The following is a 12,823-nucleotide window of genomic DNA, read 5'->3' on the forward strand; positions in this document are numbered from 1 at the left end:
AAAATACAAGAACACTGGGCAGATATTCCAGGTCATTCATTCCGATAATAATTTCCATGATATTAGCTTTTGCGCATACGCAAGCGTATGCGCCGGACTGCTCGACGGCAAGCTGACGATGCGGCAGCGCTGCGCGTGCTCGCCCAGCACCTTGATGCCCAGCCTCGCAGCCGTGCCGCCGTTGAAGGCGATCATATGCGGCCGTGGCAGGCTGGCGGCCAAGGCCACCAGGTCATTGTCATCGCGGAAACGGATATTGCTGTCCAGGCTGCCCGCGCGCTACGCCTGCGCCACCGCGTCCCACAAGTCCACGCCAGCACCTCACCAAGCAGCATCCAGAATTTGTTGATGTTTTGAACAATTTGATACTTACTTAGGGCAGTTCAGCTAGCATGTGCAGTAACTGCTGGGTCATTACACTTGCCAGAAGTCGTTATCCCTAGACGCAATCTTCGATGCTGACTTTCTCATGTTCGCCTTGAGCTTTCATTGCTGCGCTTTCTCGCCACGCCAATACTCGATATCCAGATATACACGCAAAACCCCTTTGGCATCAGCCACAACCTGAGCATGTTTCTGAAAGCGCTCAGAATCAATGCTTGTAAGCTTGCTTACCCCGCTCCATCGAGGTAGTACTCCGCGTCCAGCGCCACTTTTAAGCTCTTTTATCACGTCCCCGTCCAGTGGCACCTCCAAATACCTTTCGATCCAAGTCAGATCGTACTCTTCGCATATAAACCGGCAATATAGGCAATCTCGCAAGAAATATTGAGAAATTTTCGTGCAGCTCCCCATGGCAGATTTGGCACGACTTCAATGTAAGAACTCGTAAGCGCATCGATAAGCGTGGCGAATTGTTCTTCATTACAAACGCCGACCTTTCTAAGATCAATAGTTTCCAAGAAGGCGCGTGCTGGATCAATCGTTCCTGCGGGCGCCATTCGACGGATGGTTGATGGACCAATGGCTGTGTTCGCGAGTCGGAGGCGTAGCTTGTTACGATATTCTTCTTTCAAATTCGCCTCTCTAAACTCTATTTGAGGCGGCACGAAGCCGCACATTGTTCCATCGTCCCAGATGCGTTTCTCTCAACAGTCCGGCTGACAAGAGATCGTCCAGCTCAAAGAGCCGTAAACTCGGTGACGACATACGTGTCTTGATCAGGGGCCCATTGACCAAACAAGTACATCGGGTCATTGAGCGGTAACGAATTTTGATGAATCATACTTCCGAGCTGCTCCACTAAATCAGTGCCAACATCGAAGTACCTTCGCACTTCGCCGTGATCCAGTTGCAAAGCCAGGTTATCGTGCACTATTCGATTGCGTAGGGCTACCAGTTCCAGGAAAGCCTTTTTTTGGTCGAGGGAAATTTCAGCTTTCAGAAGTCGCTCAAGCCGCTTAAGAACTGTTGCACTGCTACCTTGCATAGCAGTGCTGATTGCGCGCTCTACTATTGAGCGACGAAGCTCGTCCAAGCTCGACGAAGAAATTAGCTCCGTGACTGAGACTACGGCTTTAAATGATCTGTCAGAACTGTCGCCTTCCAAAGACTTGATTGTCTCTGGCCTAAAGGTGAAAAGGACATCAAATGCTTCACCAATTGCACCTTCGATAAGCGAAACGATCACCACTACTAATTGGCGACTGTAAGCGCGCAAAGCAATGCTGATTGACTCAGCCACGGGTTCAAGAAAACTCTCCGCATCAGCATCAGCAACGCCCTCTAGATCACCATCTTCGGAGCTCCGCTTCGGCCTGCCAGCCGACATGAGGTGGCTTCGAATTGCATCATCATTTGAGCAGTATGCGTAAAGCGTTCCATAGCAGCCAAGCGCTTCTATGAGCTCGTAATGCCACTTGCCATGATCAAATTGGATTATCTTCATTTTTTTTAGAAACAATTCGCTAGTCGATGGTTCCGCCGGAATGTCACTACAGTTGACGTACAGGTGAAATGGCAGCAAAAAAGAAGCGAAGTCGCGGCCTGTTCACGAAACCGCAATGAGCGATCGTAGCGCAAGCCAGCTCTCTGCCTTATTAGCATACGGCAAGGTATATGCAGGGCTGCTAGATGGCAGCGCCACGATGTTATAGGCCGCCGCCTTGGCGCCCAGCACCTTGATCCCCAAACGTCCTGCCGTCCCTCCATTGAAGGCGATTACCTTGATGTTGGGGAAGCGCGTCAACAGATTAGGCAGGTCATTGTCGTTGCGCTCGCGGATATTGCTATCGAGGCTGCCTTGGCGGCTCGCCTCCGCCACCACGTCCCACAACCCCACCCCATGGTGCAACAGCGCCTCAAGCTTGGACGCGTAGTCGAGCGGGACCAGTTCCACCCCGATCACCTCAGACATCAGCTCCCAGAATTTATTCTGCCGATTACCATAGTACTCCTGAAGCGCCAGCGACTTTTCACTGGGCAGACTTCCAAGTATAAGCAGACGAGTTTGAGCATCGACCACCGGATCGAAACATCGTTTCCGCGATGACTTCTCAAGAGCATCGTCCAAATTCACTAGCTTGGTCATCATTAAGTTCTTATTAATCTATTAGGTGCTCCAACTATTTTACGGATGCGCATAATACTGGCTGTGCGCCAGCGATTTTTCACCGGGCAAGCTGCCCAGTATCAGCAAGCACGTATTGGCGTCGACGACGGGATCGAAACAGCGCTTGCGCGGGTCCGGCATGGCCGGTGCAACAGACAATAAGCGGGGCAAAAGCGGCATCCTGCGGCAGTGGGGGGCGCCTATTTTAATCGGGCCATTGCACGGGCACGGACATGATGCCCTTGTCATCCCACACTAGCACCTGTGCCGTATGAAATCTGCCTTGCGGCGTGACGGACTCACCGACGCCATTGACATGGTATTGGTAGCCCGATCCATAGCGCTGCGCCACGATCATGCGCGCCTGCCGCGCCGTCTCGCCACGCAAGGTCGCCAGCCCGATGCCAACGCTGCTGATCCCCAGGATTAGCCCGAGAATGGCGGGTATGCGCAAATCGCGCCGCCGGTATCCCCTGGCATCGCAGGCGGCCATGACAGCAGGCATCCCCAGTTGACGGTACAAGTAATGCATGGTCCACAGCGACAGCACGGTTTCCAGCACCAGCCAGCCATGACGGACAGGCGCCAGCTTGAACTGCGTGACGGTCAGGGACAGCGGTTGCATGAACAGGAAATCGAGCACCAGAACGGTGGGGAGCACCAAGAGAACAATCAGCCCGCGCAGCCATCTCGCCGCGCGCAAGTTGCCACGCAACAAAAAGATGCCAAAGATCAGCAACTCGATGCCGCCAACAAAATAAATCCGGCTATCGGCCAGAGCGATTTCAGACCAGGCACTGACTGTCAACACGACCCACGTGACCAGCAACACATAGCCGGCTGACTGCAAGTGGGGCTTGGCCGCCTGCGCGAGTGCGGCGGTGGCCGGATCGAGCGGCTTGTCCTGCGGCCGCGCGGCCCATTGGCGCTGCTCCGCCGCATCGTCATCCTGCTGGCGCTGGGCAATTTCCGCTTCAATGCGCTGGCGTCGTGCCGCATCGGCGCCGTCGGTGCCGGACAGGGCTTGCTGCAGGGACGCCAAGGAATAGCGCTGGTAATCAGGGAGACTGGCGGGCGATGTCACGGATGTCTTTGAGATGAACGGAAATATTTCCAACGGGAAATAATAACGCAAAATTAGCAATTGAGCAATTGAGCAATTGAGCAATTGAGCAATTCCACCACAGAACGCTGCGGTCGGCGGCTGGTGTTCCGGTGTAGAATTTCCAGCCAGAACACCACACAAGAGACCGCCCATGCGCACCATCGACACCCTGCTGGCCCAGTATGGCGAAAGCCACCGCAACCACGTCAATGAATGGGTGCACATCGTGTGCGTGCCGCTGATCGTTTTTAGTCTGCTGGGGCTGCTGTGGAGCGTGCATCCCAGCGTGGCGCTGCTCGGCTGTATTCTGGCCTTATACTATTATTACAAGCTGTCGCGCCCGTTTGCTGCGGGCATGCTGGCGATGCTGGCCGCCATGCTGGGCCTGCTTCTGCTCATGCCGGCGCTGACCATCCTGCCCGTGTCGCTGGCACTGTTCGTGCTGGCCTGGATAGGCCAGTTCATCGGCCACCAGATCGAAGGCAAGAAACCGTCGTTCCTCGACGACTTGCGCTTTTTACTGGTGGGGCCGCTGTTCGTGCTGGGATTTTTATACCGGCGCCTGCGGCTGGCGTATTGAGCGGCAAGCGCTTACGCGAAGTTGGTAACAGATTTTTACCATTCGTAACTAGTTATCTGAGGCAAGTGTCCTTATGATAAGTCACCATCTGCCGGTCGACGCAATCGGCAAGCAACTTTTGTCCAAGGGAGTCCCATATGAAAGCACCAATTATTGCAGTGGCATTGCTTGCCACCCTGGCCGGCTGCGCCGTACAACCGAACTCGGCAAATGTCTACAATGCGCGCCAGGCGCAGAATGAACAATCGGTTCGCATGGGTACGGTTGAATCCGTGCGCCAGGTAACCATCGACAAGGGCGAAACGGGCACGGGCGTGCTGGCTGGCGCGGCGCTGGGCGGTGTGGCCGGCTCGACTATCGGCGGCGGCAAAGGCGCCATCGCGGCCAGCATCCTCGGCGCCGTCGCCGGCGGCATGGCCGGCAAGAGCATCGAAGCGAATGCCTCGAACAAGGCCGGCCTGGAAATCACAGTGCGCCTGGACAATGGCGACATGCGCGCCATCGTGCAGGACGCCGACGAGCTGTTCCGCCCGGGCGAGCGCGTGCGCCTGCTGTCCGATGGCCGCAAGACCCGCGTCACGCATTGATCCGCTTGCCGGCGCATGCGCTCAGCCGAATGCGCCGGCAGCGAGCAAGGCGGAGGGGTGCAGCCAGATGGCAATCACAGCCGTCACGACGACATACACAAGCACGCTCCATACTTTGATCTGCAGTGAGGCTGGCATGGCGGTCCCCTTCAAAAATGCAATTCAGAAAATATTTACTTGATAATAAAGTAAATATTTTCATAAATTCAACATTTTCCAGAAGCACTGCGCTGGCTCAATGCCTGCCTGCGCATTTGCCAAACTCGACCGGGACGCGCGATGCCCGTATACTTGCGCGATGTCCTCTCCTCTCCTGTTCATCATTGCCTGCCTGATCTGGGGCTCCACCTTCTGGGCCATCACCTTGCAGCTGGGCGATGTCGCCCCCGCCGTTTCCGTGGTCTACCGCTTCGGCCTCGCGTCCGCCACCCTGTTTGCCTGGTGCGCCGTGCGCGGCGACCGCCTGCGCCTGCCCTGGCGCGCGCAAAAATGGATGCTGCTGCAGGGACTGGCCTCGTTCGCCCTCAGCTATGTGTGCACCTACAGCTCGGAGCAATACCTGGTCTCGGCCCTTGTCAGCGTGCTGTTTGCGCTGATGGTGTTCTGGACGCCGTTGCTCAATCGCATCGCCTTCGGCACACCCATCACCTGGAGCACCTGCTGCGCCGCATTCGTCGCCATCTGCGGCATCGTGCTGCTGTTTTACCAGTCCATCGGCGCGGCGCTGCAAGATATTCTGGGCGGCGGCAATGGCCATTTTCTGCTCGGTTTTATCCTGGCGCTGGTGGCCACCGTGTCGAGCACGGCAGGCAACGCCCTCGTCATGAAAGTGCGCGAACACTCCGGCAACGTGATGCTGACCATGGCCTGGACCATGCTGTGGGGCACCTTGATGGTGGCCGTCTGGGCCGTCGCCACGGAACAGTCCTGGCAATTGCCCGCGCGCCCCAGTTACTGGATGGGATTGGTGTACCTGGCCATCTTCGGTTCGGTGATCGCCTTCAGCGCCTATTTCACCTTAATCGCCCGCATCGGCACGCAAAAGACCGTGTACATCGGCGTCGTCACGCCCGTCATTTCCGTCCTGCTGTCGGTGCAGTTCGAACACTACCGGCCCGCCGCCATCGAATGGGTGGGCATGGTGCTGTGCCTGTCCAGCGTGGCCTGGGCCCTGACGTCGGGGGCGCGCAAGACGAGTCCCATCGCTTCCCTTTCCACCACTCCATCAACAAAGGCAACATGAGCACCTCTTCCTCCTTCGCCATCCGTCCCGCGACCGCATCCGACGTGGCCGCCATCTTTGGCATGATCCACGAACTGGCCGTGTTTGAAAAACTCGAACACATGATGATCGCCAGGGAATCCATGTTGCACGACAGCCTGTTCGGCGCCCATCCCGCATGCGAAGCGCTGGTCGGCACGGAAAATGGCGAAGTGGTGACCTTCGCCCTGTTCTTCCATAATTTTTCCACTTTCCTGTGCCGCAAGGGCTTGTACCTGGAAGACCTGTATGTGAAGCAATCGGTGCGCGGCAAAGGTTATGGCAAGCAGATGCTGGTAGCGCTGGCGCAACTGGCCGTCGAACGCGATTGCGGCCGCTTCGAATGGTCGGTGCTGGACTGGAATGAAAACGCGATCAATTTCTACAAGGGCATGGGCGCGGACGTGATGCCGGACTGGCGCATCTGCCGGGTCGCTGGCGATGCCTTGACGCAACTGTCGGCGGGTACGCCGATATCTGCATAAACCAATTGCCCAAAAAAAATCCCCGCGGGCTAGCGGCACCGCGGGGTAGAACCCATTGTCAAGTGGGAGGGGGAGAATGCAATCAACGGTTATCAATATAAACGCTGTCGCTTGCGATAGCGCAGACCTTTACATTTGCTTACCGGGCCTTACATTTGACTTAAATCTGCTAACCAAGTTTCACCAAGTGTCGCTTGAAAGACACTGATTATTTCCGTGGTTCAATCAATGTGCCGTGCAAGCCGATATGTTGTTGCGCAACCCCACTGCCACCCTGCGCATTTTTATAGATTTGGTACACTGTCAGGCAGGCGATGCAGCCAGCAACCACGGCAAAAATAACCATGCGACGCTCCTTGAATATGCTTGAAGGAATCAGGGCCTGCGGCACCTGATGATGACCAGGCGAGCAGGGAAGATTCAGTGTGGCATCTTCGCCCTGGCGGGCATTGTGCAATGTCAAACACGCCAATTTGACGGGGTCATGGCATTTGATATGGCGCAAAGTGGCGGCATTCCGCTCACACAAAATGAACGCATCATTACGCACCTGGGAGCCACATCATGAATGTTTCTGCCAAACCGCTCGTCATGAAAATCTACCGCGCCTACCTGCGCTCCCGCCTGGAGCGCTATACGCGCGACTTGCAAGCCATCGCCGAACAGCGCGAGAACGACTTCCAGGCTGAACGCATCCTGCACCAGGCCGTCGTCTCGGTGCGCTCCAAACTGCATTCGCTGTAACCGTGATGCCGTCAGTGCTGCCGGCCGGCCACGGCCCAGCGCTCCACCAGCTCGAACAAGCCTTGCGTCAGCAGGGCCAGCACGGCTGCGGGGATCGCGCCGGCCAGCAGCATGTCGTTGTCGTTCAGCGCCAGGCCGATGGTGATGCGTTCGCCATAACCGCCCGCGCCGATGAAGGCGGCGATGGTGGCCGTGCCCACGCTCATCACGGCCGCCGTTTTCACGCCCGCCAGCATGACGGGCAAGGCCAGCGGCAAGTCCACGTGCAGCAGGCGGTCGCGCTTGCTCAAGCCCAGCGCCAGCGCCGCCATGCGCAAGCCTTGCGGCACCTGCAAGATGCCCGTGCACGTGTTGCGCACGATGGGCAGCAAGGCATACACGAATAGTGCCACCAGTGCCGGCACGGTGCCGATCATGCCCAGCACGGGGATCAATATCGCCAGCAGGGCCAGCGAGGGCACCGTCTGCAGCACGCCGACGAAGGCCAGCACCGTTTGCCGCAGCGGCGCCGAAAACGCCGCCAGCACGCCCAGCGGAATGCCGATCACGCACGCCAATGCCACCGACAGCAGCACCAGGGTCAGATGCTGGCGCGTCAGTGTCCACAAATCGTCGCCGATGATTTTATCGAGCAGCTTGCCGCGCGCGGCGGCCGGTTTGTTCGCCTGCGTGCCGGAGGCCAGCCACTGGCGCGCCACGTCGGAAAAAGTCTTGCCATCGATTTCCACGGCCGCATTCATGGCGATCATGTCGCTCTCGCTGATACGCCCCTGCAAGCCTTGCAGCGCCAGCCAGGCGGCGGGAAAGCGCTGCGGCACGTCGAGCCGGTACAGCAGCATGGCGTCGTAGCGGGGAAAATACTGCTGCGTGTCGGCCAGCACGCGCAAGCCGTACTGGCGTATCTTCGCGTCCGTCGAATAGATGTCGATCACGTCCACCTGGCGCTGCGCCAGCGCTTCATAAGCGATGCCGTGATCGAGCCCGCGCGGGCGCTGCGGCAAGCCATAGCGGGCGGCCAGGCCCGGCCAGCCATCGACCCTGCCGATGAATTCATGCGACAGGCCGAATGTCAGGGCCGGGTGCTGGGCCAGCTGCGCCAGGCTGGCGATGGTTTTTTCATCGCTGCGCACGGCCAGCGCATAGGTATTGTTAAAGCCCAGCGGCACGGCCACGCCCAAGCCCAGCGTCGCCAGCTCGCGCCGCATCTGCGCCAGGTCGATGGCTTTGTCGTGCTTGAGGATTTCGCTGCCGATGGTGCCCATGTATTCGGCATACACGTCGATGCTGCCCGCCTGCAGCGCAGCGAGCACGATGGCCGTGTTGCCCAGGCCCTGGCGGTGCTGCGCCTTGACGTGCGGCGCGGCGCTCTGCTGGATGATTTCGCCGAGGATGTACGATTCCGTGAAGCGCTTCGAGCCCACCTTCAGGGTGCCGCCATCCTGGGCAAGGGAGGACATGGGCGCGGCGGCAAAGACCAGCAACAACAACAGGTAAACAACACGCACGCGGCGCTCCAGGACGGATGATCAATCCGGCAAGCTTACCACCGGCGCGCGCCAGACACCGCCATGCACCACGCCCGCGCACGGGTTCAGGCCCAGCGCATACGCCAGGTCGGCCGGGCGCGCGATGCGCCACAGGGCAAAATCGGCGCGCTTGCCCACCGCCAGGCTGCCCGTTTCATGCTGCAAGCCCAGCGCGCGCGCCGCATGCAGCGTGCAGCCGGCCAGCGCTTCCTGCGGCGTCAGGCGCCACAGGGTGCACGCCATGTTCATCGCCAGCAGCAGGGACATCATCGGCGACGTGCCCGGGTTGCAATCGGTGGACACGGCCATCGGCACGCCGGCCGCGCGCAAAGCCGCCACCGGCGGCGGCTGCGTTTCGCGCAAAAAGTAATACGCGCCCGGCAGCAGCACAGCCACCGTGCCATGTTGCGCCATGGCGACCACACCCTCTTCCGACAGGAATTCCAGATGGTCGGCCGACAGGCCATCGTAACGGGCCACCAGCGCCGCGCCGCCCAGGTCCGACAGCTGCTCCGCATGCAGTTTCACGGGCAGATTCAAGGCGCGCGCCGCCTCGAACACCCTTTCAGTCTGCGCCGGCGTAAAGCCGATGCGCTCGCAAAACGCGTCGACGGCGTCGACCAGTCCAGCGCCCGCCAGCTTCGGCAGCATCTGCGCGCACAGCAGGTCGATATACGCGTCGGCCTGGCCCGCATATTCGGGCGGCAGCGCGTGCGCGCCGAGGAAGGTGGTGCGCACAGATACGGGCAGCTGTTGCCCTATCCTGCGCGCCACGCGCAGCATCTTCGCCTCGCTGTCCGCGTCGAGACCATAACCGGACTTGATCTCCAGGGTCGTCACGCCCTCGGCCAGCAGCGCCAGCACGCGGGGCAGGCTTTGCCGCAGCAACTCGTCATCGCTGGCCGCGCGGGTGGCGCGCACGGTGGACATGATGCCGCCGCCGGCGCGGCTGATGTCTTCATAGCTGGCGCCATTCAGGCGCGCCTCGAATTCGTCGCTGCGGTTGCCCGCATGGACGATGTGCGTATGGCAGTCGATCAGGCCGGGCGTCAGCCAGCAACCCTGACCATCGTGCAGCACGGCGCCGCTGGCCGGCAGCTCGTCGCCGGGGCCGAACCACGCGATGCGGCCATCCTTGACGGCGATGGCCGCGTCGAGCAATTCGCCATAACCGTGTACCATGGTGGCCAGGTGGACGTTGTGGATGACCATATCCCAGTCTTGCATGGCTTTTCTCTCCTAGATGAACAGGTCGACGCACAACACGGCCGAACGCTGCAAGGCGTCGAGCCGCCACTCCGACGCATCGTCGGCATCGAGCAGCAGCGCGTCATAACGGGCCAGCGCGAACTGCTGTTCCGCGCCGCGCGCCAGCACGTGGCCTTCTCCGGCGACAAACAGCAAGGTCGCCGCGCTGCGCCGTACCAGCCTGCACGGGGCCGTGATTTTTTCCAGCTGGTGGCGGCAGCGGTCGCGCCGCGTCATCACATTGAAATCCGTCGTCGTTCCCTTGACCTGCGCCTCCACGGCCGCCTCGCCGGGAAACCACAGCATCGGTTGCGCCGCGCTCAAGACCACCTTGCGCGCGCCGTCGAACGTCAGTTGCACGCTGTCGCCATCGACCAGCATCAGGCTGCGGTCGATACCGGGAAAGCTGGAAAACGGTCCGCTGGCCGTGATCGTCGCCAGGCTGATACGCCAGTCGAAATCATCGAAGCCGGCGCCGGGGGGAGCAATGGCGATTTCCGTCGTGCTGCCGCCGCCGTTTTTCCACGGCGCGGCGCGCAGGCATTCCTGCGGGATGAAGATCGCCATCAGAGCGCCCTCAGTTGCGTCAGGGTGCGCTTGTAGGCGGCGGCGATGGCATCCTGCGCCACGTGGCGCCCATCGCGCACCTGCCATCGGCCGCCGCACAGCACGTCGCGCACCAGCTTGTCGTTGCCGCAGAAAAGTACACTGCCCAGCACATCGGCGATGGCCACGCCGCACAGGTTCACATGCGCGTCGTCGAGCACCAGCAAGTCGGCGCGGCAGCCGGGCGCCAGGGCGCCGAGCTTGCGCCCGGACGCCTGCGCACCGCCCTGCAAGGCCGCCTGCCACAGGTAATCTCCCACGCGGCGTTCATCTGCCGTGGCGGCCACATTGCGTTGCTGCCGTTGCAGGCGCTGGCCATATTCAAGCCATCGCAATTCTTCCACCGGCGACTGCGACACGTGGCTGTCGCTGCCGACGCCGAAACGCCCGCCGGCGGCGATGAATTCGGCCAGCGGAAACAAGCCGTCGCCCAGGTTCGCTTCCGTCGTCGGACACAGGCCCGCCACGGCGCCGCTGGCCGCCATCAGCGCCACTTCATCGGGCTGCACATGCGTCGCATGCACGAGGCACCAGCGCGCATCGATGTCGATCTGATCGTACAAATACTGCACCGGGCGCCGGCCGCTGTAGTCCAGACACTGGCGCACCTCGCCCTGCTGCTCGGCGATGTGAATGTGGATGGGACGCTCCGCGGGCAGCGCTTGCGCCACTTCACGGATCTGCGCCACGCCGGCCGCGCGCAGCGAGTGGGGCGCAAAGCCCACCTCCACCTGCCCGCCGCGCTGCGGCGCCAGCGCCTCGACGATGCGCAGCACGTCATCCGCATTGGTGCGAAAGCGCGCCTGTTCCTCTTTCAAAGCTTGCTCGCCAAAGCCCGCATGGCCGTACAGCACGGGCAGCATGGTCATGCCGATGCCGCTGAGGCGCGCCGCGGCCAGCACCCGTTCCGCCGTTTCGGCAGGGCGCGGATACAGCGCACCGGCCATATCGCGCTGCAGATAGTGGAATTCGCAGACGGCCGTGTAGCCATGGCGCAGGCATTCGGCAAACAGCTGCGCGGCGATTGCCTCCATCTGCTCCGGCGTGATGTGGCGCGCAAAACGGTACATCAGGTCGCGCCAGGTCCAGAAACTGTCCAAGCCATCGCCGGCGACTTCCGTCATGCCGCCCAGCGCCCGCTGGAAGGCATGCGAATGCAGGTTGACCATGCCGGGCAAGACATATTCGGCCACTTCCGCGCCAAGAGGCGCTGCGGCGTTTTCCGTCACCGCCGTCAGATCGCCGGCCGCGTCCCACTCCAGCAGCACGTCGCGGCGCCAGCCTTGCGGCAGCAGTGCATGGCGCGCGAACAGACAGCCGCTCAACGCGCCACCCATGCCACGGCCGCTGCCATCATCTGGCGCAGCAGCGGCTGCACTTGCGCGGCCAGGTCGGGACGGTAGCCAAATGGCGCCGCGTCATCCATGCCAGGCTCATTCATGTACAGGCACTGGCACATCTCCAGCTGGATCGCATGCACGCGGCCGGCCGGCTGGCCGTAATGGCGGGTGATGTGGCCGCCCTTGAAGCGGCCATTCAAGGCCACGGTAAATGTCTCCTGCGCGCGCGCGATATCGACCACGGTCGACGTCAGGCCCGCATCGCAGCTGGCGCCATCGGCCGTGCCGAAGTTCAGGTCGGGCAGCTTGCCGTCAAAAAAACGCGGCACGCGCGAGGCGATGGAATGGGCATCCCACAGCACCACGGCGCCATGCACGCGCAGCAGGCGGTCCAGTTCCGCGCGCAGCTGCGCATGATACGGCGCCCAGTAGCGCCGCAGCCGCTGCTGTACGTCGGCCGCATCGGGTTCGCGGCCGACCAGGTACAGCGGCTCGCGGTGAAAGGTATCGTTGGGCAGCAAGCCCGTCGTATCCTGGCCCGGATACAGATTCGTGTCTTCCTGCGGGCGATTCAAGTCGATGGTGTAGCGCGACCAGCGCGCCGACAGCACGGACGCATCCATCTCCTGCAAAAAGCCATACAGCTCGCGCAAATGCCAGTCCGTGTCGGCCTTGATCAGGGCCTGCGGCGTCATGCGCGCGGCGATATCGTCGGGTATGTCGGTGCCCACGTGGGGCATCGACACCAGCAACGGGATGCTGCCTTCGTTGAAGCGGAATTCCATGCCTG

15 protein-coding genes and 2 pseudogenes are annotated in these 12,823 nt (G+C 60.9%); 5 read left to right on the plus strand and 12 right to left on the minus strand.

The genetic code is table 11. The features are described from left to right. Positions 1–36: 36 nt before the first annotated feature. From HWE17_RS28595 to HWE17_RS06150, 6 genes and pseudogenes are all read right to left on the minus strand, one after another. Positions 37–312: pseudogene (locus HWE17_RS28595) on the minus strand (DNA-deoxyinosine glycosylase); the annotation flags it as partial. Positions 313–713: 401 nt separating this feature from the next. Then, positions 714–1,061, minus strand: a complete 348-nt coding sequence (locus HWE17_RS06130) for a hypothetical protein (protein WP_176388164.1) — start codon at positions 1,059–1,061, stop codon at positions 714–716. A gap of 59 nt (positions 1,062–1,120) precedes the next feature. Continuing rightward, positions 1,121–1,888 carry a HEPN domain-containing protein gene (locus HWE17_RS06135; protein WP_176388165.1) on the minus strand — a complete coding sequence of 256 codons (768 nt, stop codon included), beginning with the start codon at positions 1,886–1,888 and terminating at the stop codon, positions 1,121–1,123. Between the two features lie 102 nt (positions 1,889–1,990). Next, entirely contained in the window at positions 1,991–2,533 is a 543-nt protein-coding gene (locus HWE17_RS06140) for a DNA-deoxyinosine glycosylase (RefSeq protein ID WP_255206132.1), read from the minus strand. A gap of 39 nt (positions 2,534–2,572) precedes the next feature. Next, a pseudogene (locus tag HWE17_RS06145) lies at positions 2,573–2,692 on the minus strand (DNA-deoxyinosine glycosylase); the annotation flags it as partial. 64 nt (positions 2,693–2,756) lie between these two features. Continuing rightward, positions 2,757–3,818, minus strand: coding sequence for a hypothetical protein (locus HWE17_RS06150; protein ID WP_176388166.1), 1,062 nt, complete (start codon positions 3,816–3,818; stop codon positions 2,757–2,759). Between HWE17_RS06150 and HWE17_RS06155 the strand changes: the two genes are divergently transcribed. The 4 genes from HWE17_RS06155 to HWE17_RS06170 all read left to right on the plus strand — a co-directional run bounded on the left by HWE17_RS06155 (position 3,808) and on the right by HWE17_RS06170 (position 6,569). Then, entirely contained in the window at positions 3,808–4,236 is a 429-nt protein-coding gene (locus HWE17_RS06155; protein WP_099401689.1) for a DUF962 domain-containing protein, read from the plus strand. The genes HWE17_RS06150 and HWE17_RS06155 overlap by 11 nt on opposite strands. Before the next feature lie 137 nt (positions 4,237–4,373). Beyond that, entirely contained in the window at positions 4,374–4,823 is a 450-nt protein-coding gene (locus HWE17_RS06160; protein ID WP_035822363.1) for a glycine zipper 2TM domain-containing protein, read from the plus strand. Between the two features lie 298 nt (positions 4,824–5,121). Then, complete coding sequence (locus HWE17_RS06165) at positions 5,122–6,066, plus strand: DMT family transporter (protein ID WP_176388167.1); 945 nt, start codon at positions 5,122–5,124, stop codon at positions 6,064–6,066. Continuing rightward, on the plus strand, positions 6,063–6,569 hold the full coding sequence (locus HWE17_RS06170; RefSeq protein ID WP_176388168.1) for a GNAT family N-acetyltransferase: 507 nt from the start codon (positions 6,063–6,065) through the stop codon (positions 6,567–6,569). The genes HWE17_RS06165 and HWE17_RS06170 overlap by 4 nt, the downstream gene beginning before the upstream one ends. Before the next feature lie 208 nt (positions 6,570–6,777). Here HWE17_RS06170 and HWE17_RS06175 read toward each other — a convergent pair whose 3' ends face one another. Further along, positions 6,778–7,119 carry a hypothetical protein gene (locus HWE17_RS06175; RefSeq protein WP_176388169.1) on the minus strand — a complete coding sequence of 114 codons (342 nt, stop codon included), beginning with the start codon at positions 7,117–7,119 and terminating at the stop codon, positions 6,778–6,780. Positions 7,120–7,133: 14 nt separating this feature from the next. On the opposite strand from HWE17_RS06175, the gene HWE17_RS06180 reads away from it, so the two are divergent. After that, complete coding sequence (locus HWE17_RS06180) at positions 7,134–7,313, plus strand: hypothetical protein (protein ID WP_034746290.1); 180 nt, start codon at positions 7,134–7,136, stop codon at positions 7,311–7,313. An 11-nt stretch (positions 7,314–7,324) separates the two neighbouring features. Here HWE17_RS06180 and HWE17_RS06185 read toward each other — a convergent pair whose 3' ends face one another. The 5 genes from HWE17_RS06185 to hutG form a co-directional block, all read right to left on the minus strand. Beyond that, a complete protein-coding gene (locus tag HWE17_RS06185; protein ID WP_255206140.1) occupies positions 7,325–8,770 on the minus strand; it encodes a glycine betaine ABC transporter substrate-binding protein in 1,446 nt (481 codons plus the stop codon). A 69-nt stretch (positions 8,771–8,839) separates the two neighbouring features. Beyond that, entirely contained in the window at positions 8,840–10,066 is a 1,227-nt protein-coding gene (hutI, locus tag HWE17_RS06190) for an imidazolonepropionase (protein ID WP_176388170.1), read from the minus strand. A 12-nt stretch (positions 10,067–10,078) separates the two neighbouring features. Then, positions 10,079–10,654 carry a HutD family protein gene (locus HWE17_RS06195; RefSeq protein WP_035822376.1) on the minus strand — a complete coding sequence of 192 codons (576 nt, stop codon included), beginning with the start codon at positions 10,652–10,654 and terminating at the stop codon, positions 10,079–10,081. After that, positions 10,654–12,030, minus strand: a complete 1,377-nt coding sequence (locus HWE17_RS06200) for a formimidoylglutamate deiminase (RefSeq protein ID WP_176388171.1) — start codon at positions 12,028–12,030, stop codon at positions 10,654–10,656. The genes HWE17_RS06195 and HWE17_RS06200 overlap by 1 nt, the downstream gene beginning before the upstream one ends. Further along, positions 12,015–12,818, minus strand: a complete 804-nt coding sequence (gene hutG, locus HWE17_RS06205; RefSeq protein WP_176388172.1) for an N-formylglutamate deformylase — start codon at positions 12,816–12,818, stop codon at positions 12,015–12,017. The genes HWE17_RS06200 and hutG overlap by 16 nt, the downstream gene beginning before the upstream one ends. Positions 12,819–12,823 lie beyond the last annotated feature (5 nt).

The sequence above is a fragment of the Janthinobacterium sp. BJB401 genome, from assembly GCF_013372745.1.
In the GTDB taxonomy this organism is placed as follows: Bacteria; Pseudomonadota; Gammaproteobacteria; order Burkholderiales; family Burkholderiaceae_D; genus Janthinobacterium; species Janthinobacterium rivuli.

What these genes read in the sequence shown, in the direction of transcription:
- HWE17_RS06180 (WP_034746290.1), top strand. Translation starts at nt 7,134, where the DNA reads ATGAATGTTTCTGCCAAACCGCTCGTCATGAAAATCTACCGCGCCTAC.
- HWE17_RS06150 (WP_176388166.1), bottom strand. Translation starts at nt 3,818, where the DNA reads ATGGTGCGCATGGGCGGTCTCTTGTGTGGTGTTCTGGCTGGAAATTCT.
- HWE17_RS06130 (WP_176388164.1), bottom strand. Translation starts at nt 1,061, where the DNA reads ATGTGCGGCTTCGTGCCGCCTCAAATAGAGTTTAGAGAGGCGAATTTG.
- HWE17_RS06200 (WP_176388171.1), bottom strand. Translation starts at nt 12,030, where the DNA reads ATGGGTGGCGCGTTGAGCGGCTGTCTGTTCGCGCGCCATGCACTGCTG.
- HWE17_RS06185 (WP_255206140.1), bottom strand. Translation starts at nt 8,770, where the DNA reads ATGTCCTCCCTTGCCCAGGATGGCGGCACCCTGAAGGTGGGCTCGAAG.
- HWE17_RS06140 (WP_255206132.1), bottom strand. Translation starts at nt 2,533, where the DNA reads ATGATGACCAAGCTAGTGAATTTGGACGATGCTCTTGAGAAGTCATCG.
- HWE17_RS06165 (WP_176388167.1), top strand. Translation starts at nt 5,122, where the DNA reads ATGTCCTCTCCTCTCCTGTTCATCATTGCCTGCCTGATCTGGGGCTCC.
- hutG (WP_176388172.1), bottom strand. Translation starts at nt 12,818, where the DNA reads ATGGAATTCCGCTTCAACGAAGGCAGCATCCCGTTGCTGGTGTCGATG.
- HWE17_RS06170 (WP_176388168.1), top strand. Translation starts at nt 6,063, where the DNA reads ATGAGCACCTCTTCCTCCTTCGCCATCCGTCCCGCGACCGCATCCGAC.
- HWE17_RS06195 (WP_035822376.1), bottom strand. Translation starts at nt 10,654, where the DNA reads ATGGCGATCTTCATCCCGCAGGAATGCCTGCGCGCCGCGCCGTGGAAA.
- HWE17_RS06155 (WP_099401689.1), top strand. Translation starts at nt 3,808, where the DNA reads ATGCGCACCATCGACACCCTGCTGGCCCAGTATGGCGAAAGCCACCGC.
- hutI (WP_176388170.1), bottom strand. Translation starts at nt 10,066, where the DNA reads ATGCAAGACTGGGATATGGTCATCCACAACGTCCACCTGGCCACCATG.
- HWE17_RS06135 (WP_176388165.1), bottom strand. Translation starts at nt 1,888, where the DNA reads ATGAAGATAATCCAATTTGATCATGGCAAGTGGCATTACGAGCTCATA.
- HWE17_RS06160 (WP_035822363.1), top strand. Translation starts at nt 4,374, where the DNA reads ATGAAAGCACCAATTATTGCAGTGGCATTGCTTGCCACCCTGGCCGGC.